The sequence below is a fragment of the Nocardioides pacificus genome (assembly GCF_054775955.1).
The window spans coordinates 372,946-394,738 of the sequence record NZ_BAAHCI010000011.1; the positions used below are offsets into that span (position 1 = coordinate 372,946).

21 protein-coding genes and 1 riboswitch are annotated in these 21,793 nt (G+C 72.4%); of the genes, 11 read left to right on the forward strand and 10 right to left on the reverse strand.

What is annotated here, in order from left to right:
- Window positions 1-1,509 (reverse strand): DEDD exonuclease domain-containing protein (locus ACYU7L_RS15405; RefSeq protein WP_460798277.1); only part of this gene is annotated, 1,509 nt, incomplete at its 3' end.
- 142 nt (window positions 1,510-1,651) lie between these two features.
- Here ACYU7L_RS15405 and ACYU7L_RS15410 point away from each other — a divergent pair.
- The 6 genes from ACYU7L_RS15410 (at window position 1,652) to ACYU7L_RS15435 (ending at window position 7,351) form a co-directional block, all read left to right on the forward strand.
- A complete protein-coding gene (locus ACYU7L_RS15410) occupies window positions 1,652-1,906 on the forward strand; it encodes a hypothetical protein (protein WP_460798279.1) in 255 nt (84 codons plus the stop codon).
- Window positions 1,907-1,917: 11 nt separating this feature from the next.
- A complete protein-coding gene (locus ACYU7L_RS15415; RefSeq protein WP_460798282.1) occupies window positions 1,918-3,240 on the forward strand; it encodes an NYN domain-containing protein in 1,323 nt (440 codons plus the stop codon).
- A gap of 67 nt (window positions 3,241-3,307) precedes the next feature.
- Window positions 3,308-3,514: a hypothetical protein gene (locus tag ACYU7L_RS15420; protein ID WP_460798285.1), complete on the forward strand. Its 207-nt coding sequence runs from the start codon at window positions 3,308-3,310 to the stop codon at window positions 3,512-3,514.
- Window positions 3,515-3,673: 159 nt separating this feature from the next.
- Window positions 3,674-3,809: riboswitch (cyclic di-AMP (ydaO/yuaA leader) on the forward strand.
- Window positions 3,776-4,825, forward strand: a complete 1,050-nt coding sequence (locus ACYU7L_RS15425) for a C40 family peptidase (RefSeq protein WP_460798287.1) — start codon at window positions 3,776-3,778, stop codon at window positions 4,823-4,825. It overlaps the preceding riboswitch by 34 nt.
- Before the next feature lie 61 nt (window positions 4,826-4,886).
- A complete protein-coding gene (locus tag ACYU7L_RS15430; protein WP_460798291.1) occupies window positions 4,887-6,104 on the forward strand; it encodes a hypothetical protein in 1,218 nt (405 codons plus the stop codon).
- Entirely contained in the window at window positions 6,101-7,351 is a 1,251-nt protein-coding gene (locus tag ACYU7L_RS15435; protein WP_460798294.1) for a M48 family metalloprotease, read from the forward strand. The genes ACYU7L_RS15430 and ACYU7L_RS15435 overlap by 4 nt, the downstream gene beginning before the upstream one ends.
- Here the strand turns inward: ACYU7L_RS15435 and ACYU7L_RS15440 are convergent.
- The 9 genes from ACYU7L_RS15440 to ACYU7L_RS15480 all read right to left on the reverse strand — a co-directional run bounded on the left by ACYU7L_RS15440 (window position 7,348) and on the right by ACYU7L_RS15480 (window position 17,434).
- Window positions 7,348-7,563: a Flp family type IVb pilin gene (locus tag ACYU7L_RS15440; RefSeq protein ID WP_460798296.1), complete on the reverse strand. Its 216-nt coding sequence runs from the start codon at window positions 7,561-7,563 to the stop codon at window positions 7,348-7,350. The two genes, ACYU7L_RS15435 and ACYU7L_RS15440, sit on opposite strands and share 4 nt — an antisense overlap.
- A gap of 140 nt (window positions 7,564-7,703) precedes the next feature.
- Window positions 7,704-8,348: a response regulator transcription factor gene (locus ACYU7L_RS15445; protein ID WP_460798298.1), complete on the reverse strand. Its 645-nt coding sequence runs from the start codon at window positions 8,346-8,348 to the stop codon at window positions 7,704-7,706.
- Window positions 8,345-9,931: a sensor histidine kinase gene (locus tag ACYU7L_RS15450; protein WP_460798301.1), complete on the reverse strand. Its 1,587-nt coding sequence runs from the start codon at window positions 9,929-9,931 to the stop codon at window positions 8,345-8,347. The genes ACYU7L_RS15445 and ACYU7L_RS15450 overlap by 4 nt, the downstream gene beginning before the upstream one ends.
- The gene (locus ACYU7L_RS15455; RefSeq protein ID WP_460798304.1) at window positions 9,928-10,848 is read right to left on the reverse strand and encodes a type II secretion system F family protein; all 921 of its coding nucleotides are present in this window, start codon (window positions 10,846-10,848) and stop codon (window positions 9,928-9,930) included. The genes ACYU7L_RS15450 and ACYU7L_RS15455 overlap by 4 nt, the downstream gene beginning before the upstream one ends.
- A 4-nt stretch (window positions 10,849-10,852) precedes the next feature.
- Complete coding sequence (locus ACYU7L_RS15460; RefSeq protein WP_460798306.1) at window positions 10,853-11,848, reverse strand: type II secretion system F family protein; 996 nt, start codon at window positions 11,846-11,848, stop codon at window positions 10,853-10,855.
- Window positions 11,848-13,434 carry a CpaF family protein gene (locus ACYU7L_RS15465; RefSeq protein ID WP_460798310.1) on the reverse strand — a complete coding sequence of 529 codons (1,587 nt, stop codon included), beginning with the start codon at window positions 13,432-13,434 and terminating at the stop codon, window positions 11,848-11,850. The genes ACYU7L_RS15460 and ACYU7L_RS15465 overlap by 1 nt, the downstream gene beginning before the upstream one ends.
- A gap of 2 nt (window positions 13,435-13,436) precedes the next feature.
- Entirely contained in the window at window positions 13,437-14,642 is a 1,206-nt protein-coding gene (locus ACYU7L_RS15470) for an AAA family ATPase (RefSeq protein ID WP_460798312.1), read from the reverse strand.
- 1 nt (window position 14,643) lies between these two features.
- Entirely contained in the window at window positions 14,644-15,396 is a 753-nt protein-coding gene (gene cpaB, locus ACYU7L_RS15475) for a Flp pilus assembly protein CpaB (RefSeq protein WP_460798314.1), read from the reverse strand.
- 247 nt (window positions 15,397-15,643) lie between these two features.
- Complete coding sequence (locus tag ACYU7L_RS15480; RefSeq protein WP_460798316.1) at window positions 15,644-17,434, reverse strand: AMP-dependent synthetase/ligase; 1,791 nt, start codon at window positions 17,432-17,434, stop codon at window positions 15,644-15,646.
- A 192-nt stretch (window positions 17,435-17,626) separates the two neighbouring features.
- Here ACYU7L_RS15480 and ACYU7L_RS15485 point away from each other — a divergent pair, with 192 nt between their 5' ends.
- Genes ACYU7L_RS15485 through ACYU7L_RS15505 form a run of 5 tightly spaced genes read left to right on the forward strand, consistent with a single transcriptional unit; the run spans window position 17,627 to window position 21,792 of the window.
- The gene (locus ACYU7L_RS15485; protein ID WP_460798319.1) at window positions 17,627-18,067 is read left to right on the forward strand and encodes an SRPBCC family protein; all 441 of its coding nucleotides are present in this window, start codon (window positions 17,627-17,629) and stop codon (window positions 18,065-18,067) included.
- A 23-nt stretch (window positions 18,068-18,090) separates the two neighbouring features.
- The gene (locus tag ACYU7L_RS15490; protein ID WP_460798321.1) at window positions 18,091-19,260 is read left to right on the forward strand and encodes an ArsA family ATPase; all 1,170 of its coding nucleotides are present in this window, start codon (window positions 18,091-18,093) and stop codon (window positions 19,258-19,260) included.
- Window positions 19,257-19,841, forward strand: a complete 585-nt coding sequence (locus tag ACYU7L_RS15495) for a hypothetical protein (protein ID WP_460798324.1) — start codon at window positions 19,257-19,259, stop codon at window positions 19,839-19,841. Before ACYU7L_RS15490 ends, ACYU7L_RS15495 begins: the two co-directional genes overlap by 4 nt.
- The gene (locus ACYU7L_RS15500) at window positions 19,841-20,785 is read left to right on the forward strand and encodes an ROK family glucokinase (RefSeq protein ID WP_460798327.1); all 945 of its coding nucleotides are present in this window, start codon (window positions 19,841-19,843) and stop codon (window positions 20,783-20,785) included. Before ACYU7L_RS15495 ends, ACYU7L_RS15500 begins: the two co-directional genes overlap by 1 nt.
- On the forward strand, window positions 20,782-21,792 hold the full coding sequence (locus tag ACYU7L_RS15505; protein ID WP_460798330.1) for an ROK family glucokinase: 1,011 nt from the start codon (window positions 20,782-20,784) through the stop codon (window positions 21,790-21,792). Before ACYU7L_RS15500 ends, ACYU7L_RS15505 begins: the two co-directional genes overlap by 4 nt.
- The last annotated feature ends 1 nt before the right edge of the window (window position 21,793 follow it).

Genomic DNA, 21,793 nt, shown 5'->3' on the forward strand with positions numbered 1-21,793 from the left:
GTGCGCATCGGCGCCCGGTGGGATCACGCCCGCGGCGGCCAGCCGGCCGTGGCGTACGACGTGCACCGCCCACCGCCCGTCGTCCTCGCGGCGGGCCGCCACCACCTCGGGGCAGCGGGTGAGCGCGGTGAGTCGCTGGGTCCGCGAAGCCGCGCGGATGAAGGCGGCGAGCCGGTCGCGATGGCTGCCGGCCTCCTCGAACCGCTCGTCGAGGGCGAGGGCGGTCATCCGCTCGTTGATCGCCTCGACCACCTCGTCGGGCCTGCGCAGCAGGGTGTCGCGCAGCCGGCGCACGACCGCGCCGTAGCCGTCCTCGTCGACGCTGCCGTCACACGGAGCCAGACACTTGTCCATCTCGGCCAGCACGCAGGCCGAGCGCGACGGCAGCCGCGGCAGGCGGCCGCCGCACTGGCGCACGGGGAACGTGTCGTGCAGGGCAGCCAGACACTTCTCGGCCGTCTTGCGGGAGGAGAACGGCCCCAGGTAGTCGGCGTCGTCGTCGAGCACCCGGCGCACCAGCGACAGCCGGGGCCAGGTCTCGCGGGTGAGCTTGAGGAAGTGGACCTTCTCCGGGAAGCGCGAGCGGCGGTTGTAGCGGGGCTTGTGCTCGGCGATCAGCCTCAGCTCACGGACCTCGGCCTCCAACGGCGTGGCGCACTCGATGCCGGTCACCGTGGCGGCGAGGTTGACCATCTCGCCCATCCGCGAGCGCGTCTCCGAGGCGGTGAAGTAGGACCGCACCCGGGTGCGCAGGTCGCGTGAGGTGCCGACGTAGAGGACCCGCTCCTGCTCGTCGCGGAAGAGGTAGACGCCGGGGGCGTGGGGGAGGGCCTCGGCCAGGTGGCGCTTCTTGCGCTGCGAGGTGCTGACCCGCGAGGAGAACGTCTGCAGCTCCTCGAGGGTGTGCACCCCGAGACTGCCGAGGCGCTCCATCAGGCCGTGCAGCACGTCGACGGTGGCCCGGGCGTCCGAGAGCGCGCGGTGGTTGGGGGTCGTCGAGGCGCCGAAGAGCACCGCCAGCGAGGAGAGCTTGCAGTTGGGCGCGTCGTCGCGGGTGATCACCCGGCGGGCCAGCCGGGCCGTGTCGAGCACCTCGAACGTCGGCCAGGGGCGCCCCTGCTCGGCCGCGAAGTGCTTGAGGAACCCCACGTCGAACGGCGCGTTGTGGGCCACCAGCACGCAGCCGGCGGCGAACTCCAAGAACGCGGGCAGCGCGGACTCGATCGGCGGCGCGTCCGCGACCATCGAGTTGCTGATGCCGGTCAGCACCGCGATGAACGGCGGGATGGCGGTGTGCGGGTTGACCAGGGTCTGGAACTCGCCGAGGACCTCCCCACCGCGGACCTTGACGGCCCCGATCTCGGTGATCATCGACCCTCCCGCGGCCGATCCTCCGGTGGTCTCCAGGTCGACGACGCAGAAGGTGAGGTCGCGCAGGGGACGGCCCAGCTCGTCGAAACTGCGTTGCGACTCCCAGCGGGTGGTCGCACTCTGAACGGCACTGCTCATGCTCGTGACGCTAGATGCGGCCACCGACAATGCGGCTGAGGACGCGCGCATAGGGTGGTTGTGATCTGTTCATCGTGACGAGCCGGCCCGAGAACCCGTGGTCCAGGGCCAGGCCCGCCCCAGCAGCCGAGGAGGAGCCGCCGTGCCCACCAGCCCCGACGCCGCCCGCCGCTGGCGCTGCGGCGGCTGCGGCAACCTGACCCGCTTCGACGTCGCCCGGACGCGTCGTACCACCGAGTTCTGGCACTTCGACCTGGCCGGGGACTACCGGGTCGAGGACACGGTGCTGCGCGAGGAGCGCCTCGAGGTCGTCACCTGCCGCTGGTGCGGTCGCGGCGACCAGATCGAGGTCGTCGGTCGCCACGAGACCGTCGCCGACGACGCCGTGACGGACTGAGGGGGGCTGCCATGAGCGCGGTCGTCGCCCCCACACCCCCCTCGCCGGACCCCCGGCACCTCCCGGTCGTCCTGCGGGCTCGCGTGCTCGCGCTCGCGGCACAGGTGCTGCCCGACGTCACCCCGCTCCCGCCCGCGCTGCGCAAGGTCGCCGCGTTCACGCCCCAGCGCCGGGCCCGGCTGGGGGGAGCTGCGATCGAGAGGGCGCTGACCTCCGACGACGGGTTCCGGGCGCTGGTGGCCACCCAGGTCGCCGCCTCCTCTCCGCACGCGACGGAGGTGTTGGAGGGGGACGGGCCCGACGAGGTCGAGGTCGGCGCCCTCACCTGGCTGCTGCGCCCGGAGGGCTGGCAGGACCGGGTCGGCGTGCTCGTGGAGCGCCTGGGCCGGCGCGCCGAGGCGGCGGCCGAGGATCGTGAGTCGGTCGACCTGGAGCTGCTGCGGCGCAAGCTCGAGGGCGCCGAGGCGACCGCCAGGGAGCTCCGCGCCGCTCACCGGCAGGTGGTCGAGGAGCTCAAGGCGGAGAACGCGGCGCTGCGACGCAAGCTCGGTGAGTCCCGGGCGGCGGAGCGTACGGCGCGCGAGAAGGCGGCCGCGGCCAGCACGGAGGTCGCGGGTGCCTCCGCCCGGGTGGACTCGGTCGTCTCGGCGGCCGATGCGGAGAACCGACGGCTGCGTCGACGCATCGAGGAGCTCGAGGGAGCGCTGGCCGCGGCCCGGCGCGCCAGTCGCGACGAGCAGGAGGGGGCGACCCTGCGAGCCCGGGTGCTGCTCGACACCCTGCTCGAGTCGGCGCACGGGCTGCGCCGTGAGCTCGGGCTCCCGACCGTCTCCGGGTCGCCGGCCGAGCGCCTCGAGGCGGAGCTCGAGGCGGACGGGGACCGCTCCCCGGCGGCCCTGCCGGTGGCACCCGCGCCGACACCGGCGGTGCTCGAGCAGCTGCTCGCGATGCCGCGCGCGCGCCTCATCGTGGACGGCTACAACGTCAGCAAGACCGCCTGGCCCGGCTCGTCGCTGGATGCGCAGCGGGCCCGCCTGCTCAAGGCGCTCGCCCCTGTCGTCGCGCGCGGCGGCGCCGAGACGACCGTGGTCTTCGACGCGGCCTCGTCGACCAGTCGGCCCCCCGCGACCGCTCCACGCGGGGTGAAGGTGCTCTTCAGTCCGGTCGGGGTGATCGCCGACGACGTCATCCGCGATCTCGTGGCGGTCGAGCCCGGCGGACGGGTGGTGGTGGTCGTGTCGAGCGACCGCGAGGTGGCCCGCGACGCGACACGCGGCGGTGCCCGCGCGGTCTCCTCCGAGGTCCTCGTGGAGCTGCTGACCCGCCAGCTCTAGGCCGCGACACGCCGACGCGAGGCGCCGTCGGACCGGAATGTCGGTGGCGCCTGCGAGCGTGCCGCACATGACGACACGAATCGACTGCGATGACTGCCAGGTGCGCGGACTGCACTGCCACGACTGCGTGGTGACGGTGCTGCTGGGGCCGCCGCCGGAGCTGGAGTTCGACGACGACGAGCAGCGTGCCCTGGGCATCCTGGCGCAGGGGGGACTGGTGCCCCCGCTGCGGATGGTGCGCCCCTCGGCCGGGCCCCAGATCGAGTCCGCCTGACCACCGGTCGAGACAGCCAGCGCGCCGTGGCAAGAAACACGTGTGAGTTGTGCAGGAAGGTTTGCCGCCACTGCGGCCGCGCACTAACGTGAGCACTTGGTGTCCGTGGAAGCAGATCAGACCGATCTGCGCGGGCACCGCGCCGAGTCCGGAGCTCCCAGCCCAGTGCTGACGGGCCCCGGAGCCGGGGAACCACTTCCCCCTGGGGTGAATCCGTCGCAAGGCGTGCGCACGTGCACGTGGAGCGGCGGTAGGGCAGTCGTGCCCGAACCCGTCAGCTCACCCGGTAGGCGTACGACACGCAAGGGAGACCGCCCGCTCGTGCTGCACGGCCGGAAGCGACTCATCAGTGCCCTCACGGGCATCACCGCCCTCATCGCCGTCGGGCTGGTCCCTGCCAGCCCGTCCTACGCGGAGCCCGACCTCGCGACCGTCAAGGAGCGCGTCGACAAGCTCTACCACGAGGCCGAGCAGGCCTCGGAGCGCTACAACGACGCCAAGATCGAGCTCGCGGAGCTGACCAAGGACCTCGACTCGCTCGAGGCCGACGAGAAGCGCCAGTCCACGACCCTCGAGGGCGTGCGCAGCCAGGTCGAGGACTCCGTCGTCCGGCAGTACCAGGGCGAGGCCATCTCCACCGTGGGCGAGGTCGTCGTCTCCGACGACCCCAAGTCGTTCCTCGCCCAGCTCTCGACGATGTCGACGTTCAACGACATGCAGACGAGCCTCTTCGACGACTACTCCACCGAGCTCGAGGCCCTCGACATCCGCCGCGAGGCGACCGAGGAGCGCGCCGCCGACATCGCCGCGGCCAAGAAGCGCCTCGGCAAGGAGAAGACGACGATCGACACCAAGCTCGAGGCGGCCGAGGAGCTCCTCGACGAGCTCGAGGCCGACGAGCGTGAGCGGATGACCGCCTCCTCGCGCAGCGAGACCCGTCTCCCCGTCGACGTTCCGGCCTCCGGACGCGCGGGTGCCGCGATCCAGTACGCCATGGCCCAGGTGGGCGACTCCTACGTCTACGGCGCCGCCGGTCCGAGCGCCTTCGACTGCTCCGGCCTGACGATGATGGCCTGGGCCCAGGCCGGTGTCGGCCTCCCGCACTCGTCGAGCGCGCAGTCCGCCTCGGGCACGCGGGTCTCCTCGGACGCGTTGCAGCCCGGCGACCTGGTGTTCTACTACAGCCCCATCAGCCACGTCGGCCTGTACATCGGCAACGGCCAGATCGTGCACGCCGCGAACCCCAGCACGGGTGTGGCGGTCTCGGGTGTCTTCTCGATGCCCTACTCCGGCGCGGTCCGCCCTGGCTGAGTCCCGCTCCTCGAAGGCCGGTCGTCCACTGCGGTGGGCGGCCGGCCTTTCGCTGTCCGTCGTGCTGGTGATCGCGCTGGTGGTCCTGCTGGTTGTCATGCTGGGCGACGACCCCTATGTCGCCGATCCGCGCGAGGCGCGGGCGCCCGTGGTCAGCGCCGGCGCCGCCGCTGCGGCCCTCGCTGACCTGGTGCAGGCGGTGAGCGACGGCGACGATGAGGCCGCGGCAGCGCTGGCTCCTCCCGGCGACACGGCCGCCGCCGACCTGCTGGCGGCGGTGGCCACGAACGCGACGGAGCTCGACGTGGCCGACCTCGCGCTGCGCTACGTCGACGAGACCGGGGCAGCGTCCGCCGACGGCGCCTGGTCGGCGGCCGTGTCGGCGACCTGGCGCTTCGCGGGCTTCGACACGACCCCCGCCCGCACCGAGATCGTCGTCAGCTTCCGGGCCGCAGGAGACGCGGGCGGAGAGTCGGGCGGGGAGGGTGCCTACATCACCGGCGTCGGCGGCGACGAGGGGCGCGCCCCGCTGTGGCTGACCGCGGACCTGGAGGTGCGTCGTACGCCGACCACGCTGGTGCTGGTCGCGGGCGAGGCGACGGTGGCCGACGCCTACGCACGGCGAGCCTCGCGCGCCGTGCCCGTGGTCCGGCGGGTGCTCACCGACTGGCGCCCCCGGCTGGTGGTCGAGGTGCCCGCCTCCGCGGCCGCGCTGCATCGGGCGGTCGGCGCCCCCGAGGGGGCCTACGACGCGGTCGCCGCGGTCACGACCACAGTGGACGGCTCGCTCAGCCCGGCAGCGCCGACGCACGTCTTCGTCAACCCCGAGGTCTACGCACGTCTGCGGGGGAGCGGTGCCCAGGTGGTGATGAGCCACGAGGCCGCCCACGTCGCCACCGGTGCGGCGACGAGCGGGTCCCTGCCGCTGTGGCTGCTCGAGGGCTTCGCCGACCACGTCGCGCTGCGTGACGTGGACCTGCCGCTGTCGACGACGGCGGCCCAGATCGTCGAGCAGGTACGCCGCGACGGGACGCCGTCCGCGCTGCCCGGGGTCGAGGAGTTCGACACCGCCGCCACGCACCTCGGGGCGGCCTACGAGAGCGCCTGGCTCGCCTGCGGGGTCGTCGCCGACGCCGCCGGAGAGGCTGCTCTGCTCCGGCTCTACGAGCGGGTCTCCGCGGGTGAGCCGCTGGTGCGGGTCCTGGAGGAGGAGACGGCGATGAGCCTGGCCGATCTCACCGCTCGCTGGCAGGCACGGCTCGAGGAGCTCGCCCGATGATGCGCAGCGAGCGCGGCGTGGGCGTGGGCACGCTGCTGGTTGGCGGGGCCGTCTTCGTGCTGCTCGCCGTGTGGCTGGTCCCGTGGCAGCCCGTGCCGGGCGGTTCCGTCGCGGCGCTGCGTCCCGAGGAGGTCTTCACCTCCGACCAGATCGCCCGCGCGGAGGAGTACTCGCGCTGGGCCCGGGTGTGGAGTTGGTCCTCGCTGGCGCTGTCGCTCATGATCTCGGTCGTGCTGGGCTTCTCCCGCGCGGGGCAGGCGCTGATGCGGCGCATCCCTGGCCCGTGGTGGCTGCGGGTGGTGCTGGGGGTCACGGCGGTGCTGCTGGTCGGTCGGCTGCTGACCCTGCCCCTCGGGCTCGCCCTGCTCGACCTGCGGCGCGACTACGGGCTGTCCGCGCAGACGTGGGGCACCTACCTCGCCGATGAGGTCCGCAACCTGCTGGTGAGCGTCGTCGTCAGCTCGGTCGTGCTGCTGGTGCTGGTCGGGAGCGCCCGTCGATGGCGGCGGGCCTGGCCGGCCGTCGCGGGGACGGTGCTCGGTGCCCTGGTGCTGGTCGGCTCCTTCGTCTACCCGGTCCTGGTGGAGCCGCTCTTCCACGACTTCGACTCCCTGCCTGAGGGCCAGCTGCGCGCCGCTGTCCTCGAGGTGGCCGAGCGTGAGGGCGTCGACGTCGACGACGTGCTCGTCGCCGACGCCTCACGTCGGACGACGACGCTGAACGCCTATATCTCCGGGCTGGGCAGCACCCGACGCGTCGTCCTCTACGACAACCTCGTCGAGGACGTCCCGCAGACCGAGGTGCTCTCGGTCGTCGCTCACGAGCTGGCCCACGCCGAGCAGCACGACGTCCTGGTCGGCACGGGGCTGGGCGTCGTCGGTGTGCTGTTCGCCGTCGGGCTGCTCGGAGCACTGCTGGGACGCGCCCCCGGCGCCCGCGACGGGGCGGAGCCTGAGGCCCCGCCCCGCAGTCGGCTCGCCGACCCTGCCGTCGTTCCGCTCGTGCTGGCGCTGGTCGCCGTCGGCACGCTGCTGGCCAGCCCGGTGGAGAACGGCATCAGCCGCCAGATCGAGACCCGCGCCGACGTCGTGGCGCTGGAGGCCACCGGCGACCCCGACAGCTTCGTCGCGATGCAGCGCCAGCTCTCGCTGAGGTCGTTGGCCGACCCCACGCCGCCGCGGTGGTCGCACTTCTGGTTCGGCAGCCATCCGCTGGTGCTGGAGCGGATGGCGCTGGCCGAGCGCTAGGGCGTCGGAGGGGTGGTGCAGTTTGCCCCTGAGGCAACCTCAGCGCACGTGTCCGAGAACAGGTCTTTGATCGCATTGCCCATGAAGAACACCGCGATTACCACGGCCGCGGCGATCGCCGCCACCAGCAGTCCGTACTCCACCGCCGACGCCCCGCGCTCGTCCATCCGCGCCTTGCGCGCGTCCACCAGAATCTTCAACAGCTCAACCATCGGATCTGCCTCCCCTTGAGTCCCCACATGTCGGACGTCGCGATCCCCGAGTCGCGCGACGGAAGGAGTCTGGCGTGCCGATGGTCCCGGCCGAATCAGGACTTTGGTCAGTGTCGGATGGCCCGGGTGGGCTATGGACATCAGTGCCTAGACGGAGTAGAAGCGACCGTCGAGAGCAACCCCACCCGCATCGCGGTGACCAGCGCCTGCGCACGGTTCGTGGCGCCGAGCTTCTGATAGATCCGGGCGATGTGCGACTTGGCCGTCGACTCGCTCATGTGGAGCCGTCGGCCGATCGCGGCGGCCCCCAGCCCGTCGGCCAGCAGCACGAGGACGTCGTGCTCCCGGGAGGAGAGCCGGGTCGACTCCCCGGAGATCCGCCGCACCATGGCGGCAGCGAGGCCGCTGCTCACGAACGACTGGGGCGCCGCAGCCGCGTGCCGTGCCGCGGCGACGACATCGCCGGACGGCGCGTCCTTGCCGACGAAGCCGGACGCTCCCGCCTGCATCGCCGCGAAGACCTGGTCGTCCCCCGCGTGCATGGTCAAGATCACCAGGCCCGTCGAGGGGCTCTCCTGGCGGATGGCGCGGACGATGTCGAGGCCGGTCCCGTCCGGGAGCTGGAGATCGGTCACGACCACGTCCGGGGCGTGCTCGCGGAAGGCGACCAGGCTGTCGGCCACGCTCGCCGCCTGCGCCACGACGCTCATGTCGGGCTCGCGCGCGAACGCCATCGTCAGGCCGTGCCGGATCAGCTCGTGGTCGTCGACGAGCAGCACCTTCATGAGACCGCCACCTGGTGGGGGACCTCGACGGTGAGCACGACGCCACCCGTCTCGCGGTCGCGGATGTCGAGGCGCGCTCCGATCAGCCGGGCGCGCTCGTGCATGATCCGCAGCCCGTGGGAGTCCGGACGCGGCGGACCCATCCCGTTGCCGTCGTCGGTGACCACGATCGCGGCGCGGGGCGGGTCCACGTGACAGGCCACCTCGACGGTGCTGGCACCGGCATGGCGTACGGCGTTGGTCATCGCCTCCTGCGTGATGCGCAGCAGCTCCGTCTCCACCTCGGGGCGCAGCCGGGTCACGCCCTCGTCGACGCTGACGCGCACCGGGATCGAGGACACGTCGCCGAGGTGGCGGGCGAGGGCGGCGATCGCCTCGCCGAGGCTCTCGCGCTCGGCGGTCTCGGTGCGCAGAGCCAGCACGGTCCGACGTACCTCCTCCACCACCGCGGAGATCGTGCGCCGCAGCAGCCGGAGCTGGTCGGCCTGCTCGGTCGAGTGAGGCCGCTCGAGGAGCCCGTCGACGAGGTAGCCCATCGACGCGACGTCCTGGGCGACCCCGTCGTGCATCTCCCGGGCGAGACGGCGGCGCTCCCCGGCACTGCCGGCCCCACGGATGGCGACGAAGAGGAGCGCGGTGTCCAGCTGGAGCACGAGCGGTGTCAGGCTGTGGGAGAGGCTGCGCAGGGCGCGCTCGACGCCGAGCCGTTCGGGGTCGGACCGGGCGGCGAGCGAGCCGGTCACCACCGCCACGGCCCGATCGTCGACCACGAGGGGGAGCGCGAAGTCGCGGCCGCACGTCCGCGGCACCTGCTCGACGAGGGCGGCTGTGGCGAGCGCGACCGCGGCAGGTGACTCGGCGGCCGCGGGCGAGCACGGGTGGGGGAGCGTGAGCGGTGTAAGACCGTCCTCGCGGGGGACCTGCAGCGTCAGGGACGTGACCGGCAGCTCGTCGTGGATCGCGGAGAGGATCTGGTTGCCGAAGGACAGCGGGTCGAGACCCGGGCCCAGGTCTCCGGAGAGCTCCAGCAGCTCGAGGACCAGCGCCCGGGCGTTGCGGTAGCCGTCGAGTGCGTCCGAGCCTCGGGCGCGGGTCGACCGGATGAAGACGGCGACCAGCCCCACCCCGAGACTGACCCCGAGCCAGGTGGTGAGCTGCCCGACCTGGCCGGCGGTGGGGAGCCCCGCGGACTGGCCCATCGACTGCCACACAGTGCAGACGACGAGGACGACCTCGGCGAGGAGCACCTCTGCCAGGCCCCGGCCCCCACGGATGAGGCCGGCGATGAACGGCGTGGTGGCCAGGGCTGCGAGCAGCTGCGGGGAGCTGTCCGCGAACAGTCCGCACACCGCAGCGACGAGACAGCCCTCCACGACCAGCGCCGGCATCCGGCGCAGTCGGGTCGCCCCGAGTCCGGAGGCGGCCAGCCAGATGGCGCCCAGCCCGATCAGGGCGACCATGCCGGCGGTGTCCCACATGCCCACGGTGGGGGTGGCCAGGAGCAGCAGGGAGAAGGCGCGGGCAGCGGCGGCGAGGCTGGCTGGTCCGGGAATGGCGGGTCTGGGATTGGCGGGGCGAGTCACCCGAACTGCCCCGCCAACGAGATGATCGCCGGCCCGAGCACGGCCACGAAGAGGGTGGGGAGGATGAAGAGGACCAGCGGGAAGGTCATCTTCACCGGGACCTTCTGGGCCTTCTCCTCGGCGCGCTGGCGTCGCTTGAGCCGCATCTCGCCCGTCTGCACCCGCAGAACCTGACCGATCGGGATCCCGAAGGACTCGGCCTGGACCAGAGCGCTGACCAGGGAGCGCAGGTCGGCGACGGTGGAGCGCTCCGCGAGGCCGCGCAGGGCTGTGGCGCGTCCTTGCCCAAGCTGCATCTCCTGCAGCACGCGGGCCAGCTCCTCCGCGAGCGGGCCCTCGGTGTGGCGGGCCACCTGTTGCAGGGCAGCGTCGAACCCGAGCCCCGACTCCACGCAGATCGTCAGCAGATCGACGGCGTCGGGCAGCTCGCGCTGCATCCGCTCGGCCCGGTCGTAGGCCAGCTGGTAGAGCCACAGGTTGACCGCGAAGAAGCCGAGAGCCGTCCCGCCCAGCACGGTGAGCAGGCCGAGGGGCGCCGACAATCCCAGGAGCACGGCGGCGAGGAACGACACGACGAGGCCGGCGACGGCCCCGAGGACCTTGCTCGCCAGGATGCGGTCGATGCTCCAGCCCGCGGGGTTGCCGGCGAGGTCGAGCTTGTGACGCCATCGCTCTCCGGTGTCGGCGCCGCTGAGCCGACGGCCCAGGGAGACGGCCCGTCCCTGCAGCGGCTGGAGGACGCGCACGGAGAAGGACCGGTCGAGGTCGGCGGTGAGCTCGTCGGGTGCGGTGGTCATCGCGCGCAGGACGGCCAGCGACCGGGTGACCCCACCCGACTCGGTGGGGGAGCCGACGACCGTCCACGCCAGGGTGAGGGCGATCGCGAGGAGGACCAGCCCGAGCAGCAGGAGCGTCATCCGGTCACACCTCCACCTTCACCATGCGGCTCATCACGAACGCTCCGATGGCGAGCCACAGCGCGGCCCCCAGCAACATCACGACGCCCATCCCCGTCGTCCACAGGGGGCGGACGTAGTCGGCGTTGGTCACGGCCAGGTAGAGCAGGAACACCGGGGGAAGCCCGCCGAGGATCCAGGCCGAGATGCGCCCCTCGGCCGACAGTGTGGACACCTGACGTCGCAGGTACTCACGCTCGCGCATCGTCGCCGCCACGGTGTCGAGCAGCTCGGCCAGATTGCCGCCGACCTGACGCTGGATGCGGATGGCCATCACCACCCACGCGAAGTCCAAGCTCTCGAAGCGATCCGTGACGCCCTCCAGGGCGTCCTCGAGGGGGACGCCGAGGCGGGTCTCGACCAGCACGCGCCGAAACTCGCCGGCGACCGGTTCGCTGCCCTCACGCACGACCGTGTCGAGCGACTGCGCCAGCGACAGGCCCGCGGACAGGGACCCGGAGATGAGCTGCAGGGTGTCGGGGAGGGCGGCGTTGAAGGCCCGCAGCCGCTGGGTGGCGCGGACCCCCAGCCACAGCCACGGCGCGGTCGCTCCGAGCAGAACCGCCACCACCACGACCAGGGGGCTGCCGGCGCCGAGCAGCAGCCCGACCACGGCGGCGCCCACCAGTGAGGCGCCGTGCACGAGCACCCACTCCGCCGGCTTCAGCTCGCTGCCCGCACGCTCGAGCCGGCTGGTGATGAGCGCCTCGAGGGACCGGCTGCGACGCAGCACCTGCGCGGTCGCGTCCGTGGCCTGGGCGAGGGCCGGCTCCCGGCCGGCGTGCGAGTCCCGGATGCGCGTGGTGGCGTCGGTGTAGGCGGTCACCCGGTCGGCCACCGTGGCGGCCGGCGCCAGCATCAGCACGAGCAGGAACAGCACGACCAGCAGCCCGCCGCCGAGCGCGGCCACACCGACGTACAGCAGCCACTCCGGCACCCCGGCGGTGCCCAGCCCCGGCATCAGCGTGCCCTCGTGGCGAACAGCAGCGGGTCGACCGTGACGTTGGCCTGGCCCAGCCTGTCCAGGAGCTGCGGGCGCAGACCCGTGGCGCGCAGCCGCCCCTTGGTCCTCCCCTCGGCGTCGAAGCCGGCGGAGTGGTCGAAGACGAACAGGTCCTGCAGGGTGATGACGTCGCCCTCCATCCGCTCCACCTCGGTGATGTGGGTGATGTGGCGCGAGCCGTCCTTGAAGCGGGTCTGGTGCACGATCAGGTCCACCGCCGAGGCGACCTGCTCGCGGATGGCGCGCACCGGGAGGTCCATGCCGGCCATCAGCACCATGGTCTCGATGCGGGCGAGCGTGTCGCGCGGGCTGTTGGAGTGGACGGTGCAGATGGAGCCGTCGTGGCCGGTGTTCATCGCCTGCAGCATGTCGAGCGCGGAGGCGTCGCGGACCTCGCCGACGATGATGCGGTCGGGGCGCATCCGCAGACTGTTGCGGACGAGGTCGCGGATCTCGACCGCCCCGCGGCCCTCGACGTTGGCGGGCCGCGACTCGAGGCGTACGACGTGGGCCTGGTGCAGCTGGAGCTCGGCGGCGTCCTCGATGGTGACGATCCGCTCGTCGTCGGGGATGAACGACGACAGCACGTTGAGCGTGGTGGTCTTGCCCGAGCCGGTGCTGCCCGAGACCACGAGGTTGAGCCGACCCCGGACGCAGGCGGACAGGAACTCGAGCGTCCGCTCGTCGAGCGTGCCGAACCGGACCAGGTCCTCGGCGGTGAACGGGTCGGCGGCGAACTTGCGGATGGTCAGGGACGATCCGTCCAGCGCCAGCGGCGGGATCACCGCGTTGACCCGGCTCCCGTCGGGCAGGCGGGCGTCGACCATGGGGCTGGCCTCGTCGACGCGGCGCCCGATGCGGGACACGATCTTGTCGATCGTGCGACGCAGATGCGCCTCGTCGACGAAGCGGGCCTCGGTGGGGACGAGTCTGCCGGACTTCTCCAGCCAGATGCTCTGCGACCCGTTGACCATCACCTCCGAGACCTCGGGGTCGCGCAGGAAGGGTTCGATCGGGCCGAACCCGAGGATGTCGTCGGTGATGTCCTGGGTGACGCGCTGGCGGTCAGCGCCGCTCAGCGGCCGATCCTGCGACGCGAGGACGGCCTGGAGGACCGAGCGGACCCGGGTCTCCAGCTCGGCCGGGTCCACCCGCACGTCGTAGAGCTGAGGCCCCAGCTGCAGCAGCAGCTCCGCGTGCACGTTGCCGCGGATCTCCTCGATCCGGTCGTGGTGGGGGCTCGTCCGGGCCCGTCGGCCGGTCAGCGTCGAGGGCTCGGGCGGACCGAAGAGCGCAGCCCGCACGGAGCGGCCGGCCGCGACGGCTCCGGTCTCGGGGCCGCCGGTCTGGGGGCCGCCGGTCTGGGGGCCGTCGGGCTCTGACGCGCCGGAGCCCGGCGCGCCGGACGCGGATGCGCCGGACTGGGACGAGGCGGCCCCGTCCGTGAGCGCAGGCGCGCTCTCCGCATCGGGTGGGGAGCTGTGCTCGCCCTCGGCGAGGCGCCGCTCGGCTGCGGCGGCGAGTCGTTCGGCCAGGGTGCTCATCGCTACCTCCGGATCCTGAAGCGCCGCGCGCCACGACCCTGCGAGGCGGGCGCGGTGCCGCCGACCATGGACGGGGCTGTGGAGGGGGCGGCGGTCGGTGCGTCGGGCTCGCCGCGCAGCCGCGACGCGAGCGCTCGCACCGCCACGCTGGACGGGTGGTCGGGATGGGAGAGCACGATGGGCCGTCCCGTGTTGGTGGCGGCGGCGATCTCCAGGGAGGTCGCGACCTGGGTGACCACGGGCATCGCGAGGATCGACTCGACCTTCTCGGCGCCGATGCCCACCGCGTCGTCGGCCCGGTTGAGCAGCAGGTGGCGGTGCCCGGGCGCGACATCGAGCATGTCGAGCGTCTCCAGTGCCACCTTGACGTTCTTCAGCGTGGGGACGTCGAGGGTCGCCACGATGACGCACTCGTCGGTCTCGTCGAGGGCCGTCAGCGTCTGCTCGTCGAAGGAGGGGGCCGTGTCGACGACGACGAAGTCGAACTTCTCCCGCAGGGTCCGGAGGAGACGCAGGACCAGCATGGGCGTGACCCGCTCGCGCGCATCCGGGAGGCTGGGGGCCGCCAGGACCATCAGCGACTCCTCGTGGCGGGTGAGCAGGGACTCGACGAGCGAGAAGTCCAGCGCGTCCTCGCCGCCGATCGCGTGCTCGATGGAGTGCGACGGGAACAGCTGCAGGGTGATCGCGACGTCACCGAAGGCCAGGTCGAGATCCACCAGGCAGACCTGCCGCGCCCCGCCGTCGCCCAGCGCCAGGGCCAGGTTGACGGCCATCGTGGTCTTGCCCACCCCTCCCTTGGGGGAGAAGACCGAGATCACCCGACCCCGGTGGGACGCTCCGGAGGGGCCCCGCAGCGCCACCCACAGCTGGTAGGCGCGCTCGACGGCCGCGCCGAGGGCGGTCACGTCGGCGGCGGGGACGACATCGCGCGCGCCCGCCTGCATCGCGCTGGTCAGCGTGGCTGCGTCCACCTCGTCGCGCACCAGCACGATGCTGGTCGTGGGTCGGGTGAAGCGCAGGCTCTCGCAGACGCCCAGCGCCGCGTCGAGGTCCAGGGAGGGGCCGAGCACGACGACGTACTCCTCGACCCGGTGCTCGAGCCAGCTGCTCAGCCGCGTCTCGCTGTCGACCACGTGCCCGCCAGGGGGCAGGGCGGCGAGGAGCGATGCGACGACCGACGGGTCGCGTTCGAGGACGACGGGCATCTCAGCGCGACGACTTGCCGGTGAACAGGTTGTCGGCCGTGACGCCCTGGTCGCGGGGCAGGTCGCTCTCGGTGGTCAGCAGCCCGAGAGCGAGCTCGCCGTTGCCGGAGGCATAGAGCACGCGCTGGACCTGGGCCTTGTCGACGGCCAGCGTCAGCAGGGTCCGGGGCAGCTGCTCGGTGGTCTGCTGCCCGTCGGTGCTGGTGGTCGTGGTCGAGACCGGGGTCGTCGAGCCCACCCCGAGCACCTGCACCCGCTCGAGCAGCAGGCGCGTGTACGGCGCCTGCGTGCGGGGGTCGGTGCCGTTGAGGAAGATCGCGACCTCGGAGCCAGGGGCGACGAAGCCCGCCACCCGGGCCGGGTCGGTGAGGTCGACGGAGACGGCCAGCATGCCGTCGGGGATCGGCAGGTCGGGGGTCGCGGCCTCGGCGGCGCCTCCGAAGCGGGCGGCGACGATCTGCTCGCCTGGATAGATGGTCGTGAGCGCCACCTTGCCGCTCAGCGCATCGGTGTCGACCTGGGCTCCGTCGAGGACCTGCCCCTCGGGCACGGGCTGGAGCTCGACCTTGCCGCTCTCGGCAGCCACCTCGATGCTCTCGCCGACAGCGATCGGGGCGACGGCCCGCAGCACCTCCAGGGTGTCGAAGCGCTCGGCGGCCCGCGCGTCGGCTCCCTTGGCATAGAGGACGACCAGCGTGGTGCCGGCCAGAGCGACCATCGCTGCGACGAGCAGCAGCAGCTTGCGTCGATCCATGTTCTTCGCGGCGCCTTTCCTGAGCCCCCGGTCGTGTGGCTCAGGACACTACAAAATTTGACCAATACAGGGGCTGACTCGGGCAGGACAGGGCCTTAGGTCACAAGATTGTGTCCGAATGGACTAGACCGCACCCCGACCCGGCAGAAAATCACGGCGACCCGGCAGAAATGCACGGTGACCCGGCAGAAGCTGCTCGCGTCGCGTCAGTTTCTGCCGGGTCACACGAATCTTGTGACGGGTGGCGTCAGGGGAGGTAGAGGGCCGCCACCTCGTCGCGGAACTCGCGCATCACGACGTTGCGCTTGAGCTTCATGCTGGCGGTCAGCTGCCCGCCCTCCTCGGTCCAGTCGTCGGCGACGATGCGGAACTTGCGGATGGCCTCGGCCTTGGAGACCGCCTTGTTGGCGTCGTCGACGGAGCTCTGGATCGCGGCCCGCAGGTCGGGGTCGTCGACGTTGTCCGCGATGCTCCCGCTCTTGCCGTGGTGCTCGGCCCACATGGGGAACACGTCCGCGTCGATCGTGATCAGTGCGCCGATGAAGGGCTGCCCGTCACCCACGACCATGACCTGGTCGATGAGGTGGTGCGAGCGCATCCGGTCCTCGAGCACGGCGGGTGCGACGTTCTTCCCCCCGGCGGTCACCAGGATCTCCTTCTTGCGTCCGGTGATGCGGATGAAGCCCTCGTCGTCGACCTCGCCGACGTCGCCGGTGTGGAACCAGCCGTCGCGGCCCAGGGCCTCGGCGGTCGCCTCCTCGTTGCGCCAGTAGCCGGCCATCACCTGCCCGCCCTTGAACAGGAGCTCGCCGTCCTCGGCGACCCGCACCGCCGTGCCCGGGAAGGGGCGTCCGACCGTGCCGATCTTCTGCTGGCCGGGCAGGTTGACCGCCAGCGCGGCCGTGGTCTCCGTGAGTCCGTAGCCCTCGCAGATGATGAGGCCGATGCCGCGGTAGAAGTGGCCCAGCCGCTCGCCGAGCGGGGCGCCGCCGGAGACGGCGTACGTGCAGCGGCCGCCGAGCGCGGTGCGCAGCTTGGCGTAGACCAGCTTGCTGAACAGCGCGTGCCGCAGGCGCAGCAGAGGGGAGGGCCCGCGCTTGCGGTCCAGGGCGCGCGAGTAGGCGATGGCGGTGGCGGCGGCGATGTCGAAGATCCGGCCCTTGCCGTCGGCCGCAGCCTTCTGGGAGGCCGAGTTGAAGACCTTCTCGAAGACGCGTGGCACGGCGAGGATGAACGTCGGCCGGAAGACACCGAGGTCGTCGACGAGGTTCTTGATGTCCGCGCTGTGGCCCATCTTCACGCGTGCCTTGACGCAGCCGATCTGGATGATCCGGGCGAACACGTGGGCGAGGGGCAGGAAGAGCAGCGTGGAGGCGCCCTCCTCGAAGACCTCGTCGAGCACGTCCACCGCGACGCCCAGCTCGAACATGAAGTTGCCGTGGGTGAGCATGCAGCCCTTGGGGCGGCCGGTCGTGCCCGAGGTGTAGATCAGCGTGGCCAGATCGAGGGGGGTCGCGTGGCTGCGCCGCCTCTCGACCTCTGCGTCCTCGATGTCGGCGCCGAGGCTGGTGAGCACCTCGACCGCGTTGTCGTCGAAGCACCACAGGTGGTTGAGCTCCTCGAGCCCGCCGCGCACCTGCGAGATCCGGGCCACGTGGTCGGCGCTCTCCGCGACGATGCCCCGCGCGCCCGAGTCGGTGAGGATCCAGGAGATCTGCTCCGCGGACGACGTCTCGTAGATCGGCACGGAGACCGCGCCGGCGAACCAGATGGCGTAGTCGAGGAGGGTCCACTCGTAGCGGGTCTTGGAGAGGAGGGCGACCCGGTCGCCGATCTCGATGCCGGCGGCGATCAGGCCCTTGGCCACCGCCGTGACCTCGGCGAGGAACGCAGCGGCGGTGACGTCCTCCCACCCCTGGCCGGTGTTGCGGCTGAACACCACCGAGTCCGCGGCCTCGCGAGCGTTCGTCACGACGTCGTCGGTGAGGTTCCCCGTGCGGGGGACCTCGATGTTCAGGGGCGTGGAGAACTCACGCACGAATTGCCTCCTGGAAGTCACCGGTATTGCCCGCGGGCGCAGTGGCGGACGGCAGTGTCATACGCGTCGGCCCGACGGGTCTCTGCGCGCAGGCTACCGCTGCCTGCCATACCGCTGGTATCCGGTACGCTCGCAGGTCTTGATCACCTCCGGTGGCTGACCGGGCCGCCGCTGACCAGCAGGAGTCGCACGATGGCCGAGCAGACCACGTCCTCACTCCTCGTCGAGGCCGCTCCCGCCGAGGTGATGGCGGTGATCGCCGACTTCGAGTCCTACCCGGCCTGGGCGAAGGGCGTGCACACCGCGGAGGTCGTCAAGGCCGAGCCGGGTGAGCGCGCCGAGCAGGTGTTCTTCGCCCTGGACGTGTCGCCGATCAAGGACGAGTACACGCTCTCCTACGTCTGGGAGGGGGACCGTCAGGTCACCTGGACCCTGGTCGAGGGCAAGATGCTCAAGGCCCTCGACGGTGCCTACATCCTGCGTGACACCGGCAACGGCTTGACCGAGGTCACCTACCGGCTCTCGCTGGACGTGACGATCCCGCTGATCGGCATGCTCAAGCGCAAGGGCGAGAAGATCCTCATCGACACCGCGCTCAAGGGGCTCAAGAAGCGCGTCGAGCAGGGAAGCTGACCCCCCGGGGTCGGGTGCCGCGGGTGCGCATACTTCTCTTCACGGGCAAGGGCGGGGTCGGCAAGTCGACGGTTGCCTCCGGTACGGCGGCGCTCGCCGCCGCCGAGGGCAGGCGGACGCTGGTGCTCTCCACAGACGCGGCCCACTCGCTCGCCGACGCGTTCGGCACGCCCATCGGTGCCGAGCCCACCGAGGTGGCTGAGAACCTCTTCGTCCAGCAGATCGACGCCCAGCTGCGCTTCGAGCAGTCGTGGGCCGAGATCCAGACCTACATGCTCACCGTGCTCGACGTGGCCGGGGTGGACCGGGTCGCCGCCGAGGAGCTCACGGTCATCCCGGGTGCCGAGGAGGTGCTGGCGCTGCTCGAGCTCCGTCTGCACGCCCGCTCCGGGCAGTGGGACGTGATCGTCATCGACTGCGCGCCGACCGCGGAGACGCTGCGGCTGCTGGCCCTGCCCGAGGCGCTCGGGTGGTACATGGAGCGGATCCTGCCGATGGAGCGCCGGATCGTGAAGGCGCTGCGCCCCGTCCTCAACCGCGCAGCCGGGGTCCCGATGCCCGGGGACACGGTCTTCGACGCCGTCGAGCGCCTCCACGATGAACTGCTGGAGGTCCATCAGCTGCTGTCGGGCCCCGACGCGAGCGTCCGGCTGGTGCTCACCCCGGAGAGCGTGGTGCTCGCGGAGGCACGCCGCTCCTTCACCTCGCTCTCGCTGTTCGGCTACCGCGTCGACGGGGTCGTCGCCAACCGGATCTTCCCCTCCGAGGGCGCCGACGACTGGCGGGCGGGCTGGGTCCAGGCCCAGGACACCGTGCTGGGTCAGGTGGAGGAGTCCTTCGCCGGGCTGCCGGTGTGGCGCTCGGTCTATCGCGGCGAGGAGCCGGTCGGCGTCGACGCGCTGACCCGCCTGGCCCGCGAGGTCTACGCCACCGACGACCCGTTCGCCGCCCCCACCGGTGAGGGACCGTTCCGGATCACCCGTGGCCGGAGCGGAGCGGTGCTCCACCTGCGGCTTCCCTTCGTCACCCGGCCCGAGGTCGACCTCGCTCGCAACGGCGACGAGCTGGTGGTGACCGTGGGGTCCTACCGCCGGCTGCTCTCGTTGCCGGCGAGTCTCTCGCGGCTGCGGGTGGCCGGCGCCCGAGTGGTCTCCGGCGAGCTGCAGGTGCGCTTCGAGGAGACCGACCGGTGAGCCGGAGCAACGGAGACGGGCCGGGGGACGCCTCGGGCACCCCGACGGGTGAGCAGATCGGTGGGGTCGCCGAGGAGGCGGCCAAGCTGATGGGTGCGCTCGCCGGCTGGGCCCGGGAGCACGGCGCCGAGGTCGGCAGCGGGCTGGGACACGGGCTGGGACACGGGGTGGGCGATCTGGCGGGTCATGCTGCCGCGGCCGCACGCCAGATCGACGACCACGTCGCGACCGGAGCCCCCGAGTGCGCCTGGTGCCCGGTCTGCCGGACCATCCACACGGTGCGCTCGCTCAACCCGGAGGTCCGCCAGCACCTGGGGGTGGCTGCCTCCGCGCTCGCCCAGGCTGCGGCCGGGATCCTGGCGGGCGCCCTCGCCGACGAGCGTGGGGGGCGCCGTGATCCCGACCTCGAGCACATCGACCTCGAGAGCGACTGGCCCGAGGACGAGTGGTCCGAGGACGCCTGGCCCGAGGACGACGTGGCAGGGGATGACGTGGCAGGGGATGGGCAGCCCGCGGACCGCGGGGCCACGAACGACGAGCCCGACGGTGGGGCTCCTGAGCACGAAGGGCCGGGCGACTGATGGCACTGGCATGCGGGATCGACGTCGGCGGGACCAAGATCGCAGGTGGAGTGGTCGACGAGCAGGGCACGGTGCTGGCCGAGGCCCGCGTGGTCTCGCCGGCGACCGACACCCAGGCGATCGAGCAGGCCATCGAGGAGCTCGTCGGGGACCTCCGCCGCGAGCACGCCGTCGAGACGGTGGGGGTGGGGGCCGCGGGCTTCATCGATCGGGCCCGTTCGACCGTGCTGTTCGCGCCCAACCTCGCCTGGCGCGACGAGAACCTCCGGGTCGACCTCGAGAAGCGGCTGAACCTGCCCGTCGTGGTCGAGAACGACGCCAATGCGGCGGCATGGGGCGAGTTCGCCTTCGGCGCGGCCGCGGACGTCGATGACCTGATGCTCGTGACCGTCGGCACCGGGGTGGGCGGTGGCATCGTCATCGACGGCAATCTGGTCCGTGGCGCGTTCGGTGTGGCAGCCGAGATCGGACATGTTCGCCTGGTCCCGGGCGGTCGCCCCTGCGGGTGCGGCAACCTCGGGTGCTGGGAGCAGTACGCGAGCGGTAGCGCGCTGGTCCGCAACGCCCGGGAGGCCGCCGAGCGCGGGGACCCGGCTGCCGCGCCGTTGCTCGAGCGCGCCGACGGGCGCATCGAGGCGATCTCCGGCCCGCTGGTGACCGTGGCGGCTCGCGAGGGAGATCCGTTCGCGATCGAGCAGCTGCACGAGGTCGGCCGCTGGCTGGGCGAGGGCATCGCCACCCTCGCCGCGGTGCTCGATCCGTCCGTGGTCGTCATCGGCGGCGGTGTCTCCGAGGCAGGCGAGCTGCTCCTCGGCCCGGCCCGCGAGGCCTTCGCCGCCCACCTGACCGGTCGCGGCTATCGCCCCGAGCTTCAGATCCGCCGCGCCTCGCTGGGCAACGCGGCGGGCATGATCGGCGCCGCCGACCTGTCGCGTCGCGCGTGAGGCCGGCCCCCACCACACCCGTCTGGGTCGGCGTCGACGTCGGTGGCACCAAGGTGCTGGCCGGCGTCGTCGACGAGTCAGGGCAGGTGCTGCGCACGGCCCAGCGGTCGACGCCGGGCCGGCGCGTGGACGTCCGGCTCGTCGAGGACAGCCTGGTGGAGACGGTGCTCGAGGCGGCGGCCGGCGCCCCTCTGGCGGGCGTCGGCATCGCCGCGGCCGGCTTCGTCGACCGCGACGGCGAGCGGGTGGCCTTCGCCCCTCACCTGCCCTGGCAGGGGGAGGACGTGCGCTCCCGCATGGAGCAGCGCTGGGGGGTCCCCGTGGTGCTGGACAACGATGCCAACGCCGCAGCCTGGGCCGAGTGGACGTACGGCGCCGCCCGCGGGGGCGGTGACACCGTCCTGGTGACGCTCGGCACCGGAATCGGCGGGGCGCTGGTCCTCGGGGGGAGGGTGCACCGTGGACGCAACGGCATGGCCGGCGAGTTCGGCCACATGCAGCTGGTGCCCGACGGGATGCTGTGCGAGTGCGGCGGGCGTGGCTGCTGGGAGCAGTACGCCAGCGGCAACGCCCTGGTCCGCTTCGTGCGCTCTCGGATGGCGACGGAGCCGACCGCTCTGAGTGCCCGCTGCGAGGGAGACCCAGCCCGCCTGACCGGGCCGATGGTGACCCTCGCGGCGGAGCAGGGCGACGCCATGGCGATGCAGGCCTTCGCCTCGGTCGGGACGTGGCTGGGCGTGGGGCTCGCCAACCTGGTCGCCGCCATCGATCCCGACGGCGTGGTCGTCGGCGGCGGTGTCTCGGCGGCCGGAGATCTGCTGCTGGCTCCCGCGCGCACGGCCCTCAACCGGTCGCTGGTCGCTCAGCGGCACCGCGTCGTACCGACCGTGAAGGCGGCCCGGCTCGGCCCGGAGGCGGGCCTCGTCGGCGCCGCCGACCTCGCCCGCCGTGCCGCGAGCCCCGATGTCCCGGGCTCGGGCGCCTCCGGCTCTGCGGCCCGGGGCTGAC

Bases quoted from the DNA above. Each gene is read 5' to 3' on its own strand.
- ACYU7L_RS15415 (WP_460798282.1), top strand. From the start codon at position 1,918: ATGAGCGCGGTCGTCGCCCCCACACCCCCCTCGCCGGACCCCCGGCAC.
- ACYU7L_RS15420 (WP_460798285.1), top strand. From the start codon at position 3,308: ATGACGACACGAATCGACTGCGATGACTGCCAGGTGCGCGGACTGCAC.
- ACYU7L_RS15435 (WP_460798294.1), top strand. From the start codon at position 6,101: ATGATGCGCAGCGAGCGCGGCGTGGGCGTGGGCACGCTGCTGGTTGGC.
- ACYU7L_RS15440 (WP_460798296.1), bottom strand. From the start codon at position 7,563: ATGGTTGAGCTGTTGAAGATTCTGGTGGACGCGCGCAAGGCGCGGATG.
- ACYU7L_RS15445 (WP_460798298.1), bottom strand. From the start codon at position 8,348: ATGAAGGTGCTGCTCGTCGACGACCACGAGCTGATCCGGCACGGCCTG.
- ACYU7L_RS15455 (WP_460798304.1), bottom strand. From the start codon at position 10,848: ATGACGCTCCTGCTGCTCGGGCTGGTCCTCCTCGCGATCGCCCTCACC.
- ACYU7L_RS15460 (WP_460798306.1), bottom strand. From the start codon at position 11,848: ATGCCGGGGCTGGGCACCGCCGGGGTGCCGGAGTGGCTGCTGTACGTC.
- ACYU7L_RS15465 (WP_460798310.1), bottom strand. From the start codon at position 13,434: ATGAGCACCCTGGCCGAACGACTCGCCGCCGCAGCCGAGCGGCGCCTC.
- ACYU7L_RS15470 (WP_460798312.1), bottom strand. From the start codon at position 14,642: ATGCCCGTCGTCCTCGAACGCGACCCGTCGGTCGTCGCATCGCTCCTC.
- cpaB (WP_460798314.1), bottom strand. From the start codon at position 15,396: ATGGATCGACGCAAGCTGCTGCTGCTCGTCGCAGCGATGGTCGCTCTG.
- ACYU7L_RS15485 (WP_460798319.1), top strand. From the start codon at position 17,627: ATGGCCGAGCAGACCACGTCCTCACTCCTCGTCGAGGCCGCTCCCGCC.
- ACYU7L_RS15500 (WP_460798327.1), top strand. From the start codon at position 19,841: ATGGCACTGGCATGCGGGATCGACGTCGGCGGGACCAAGATCGCAGGT.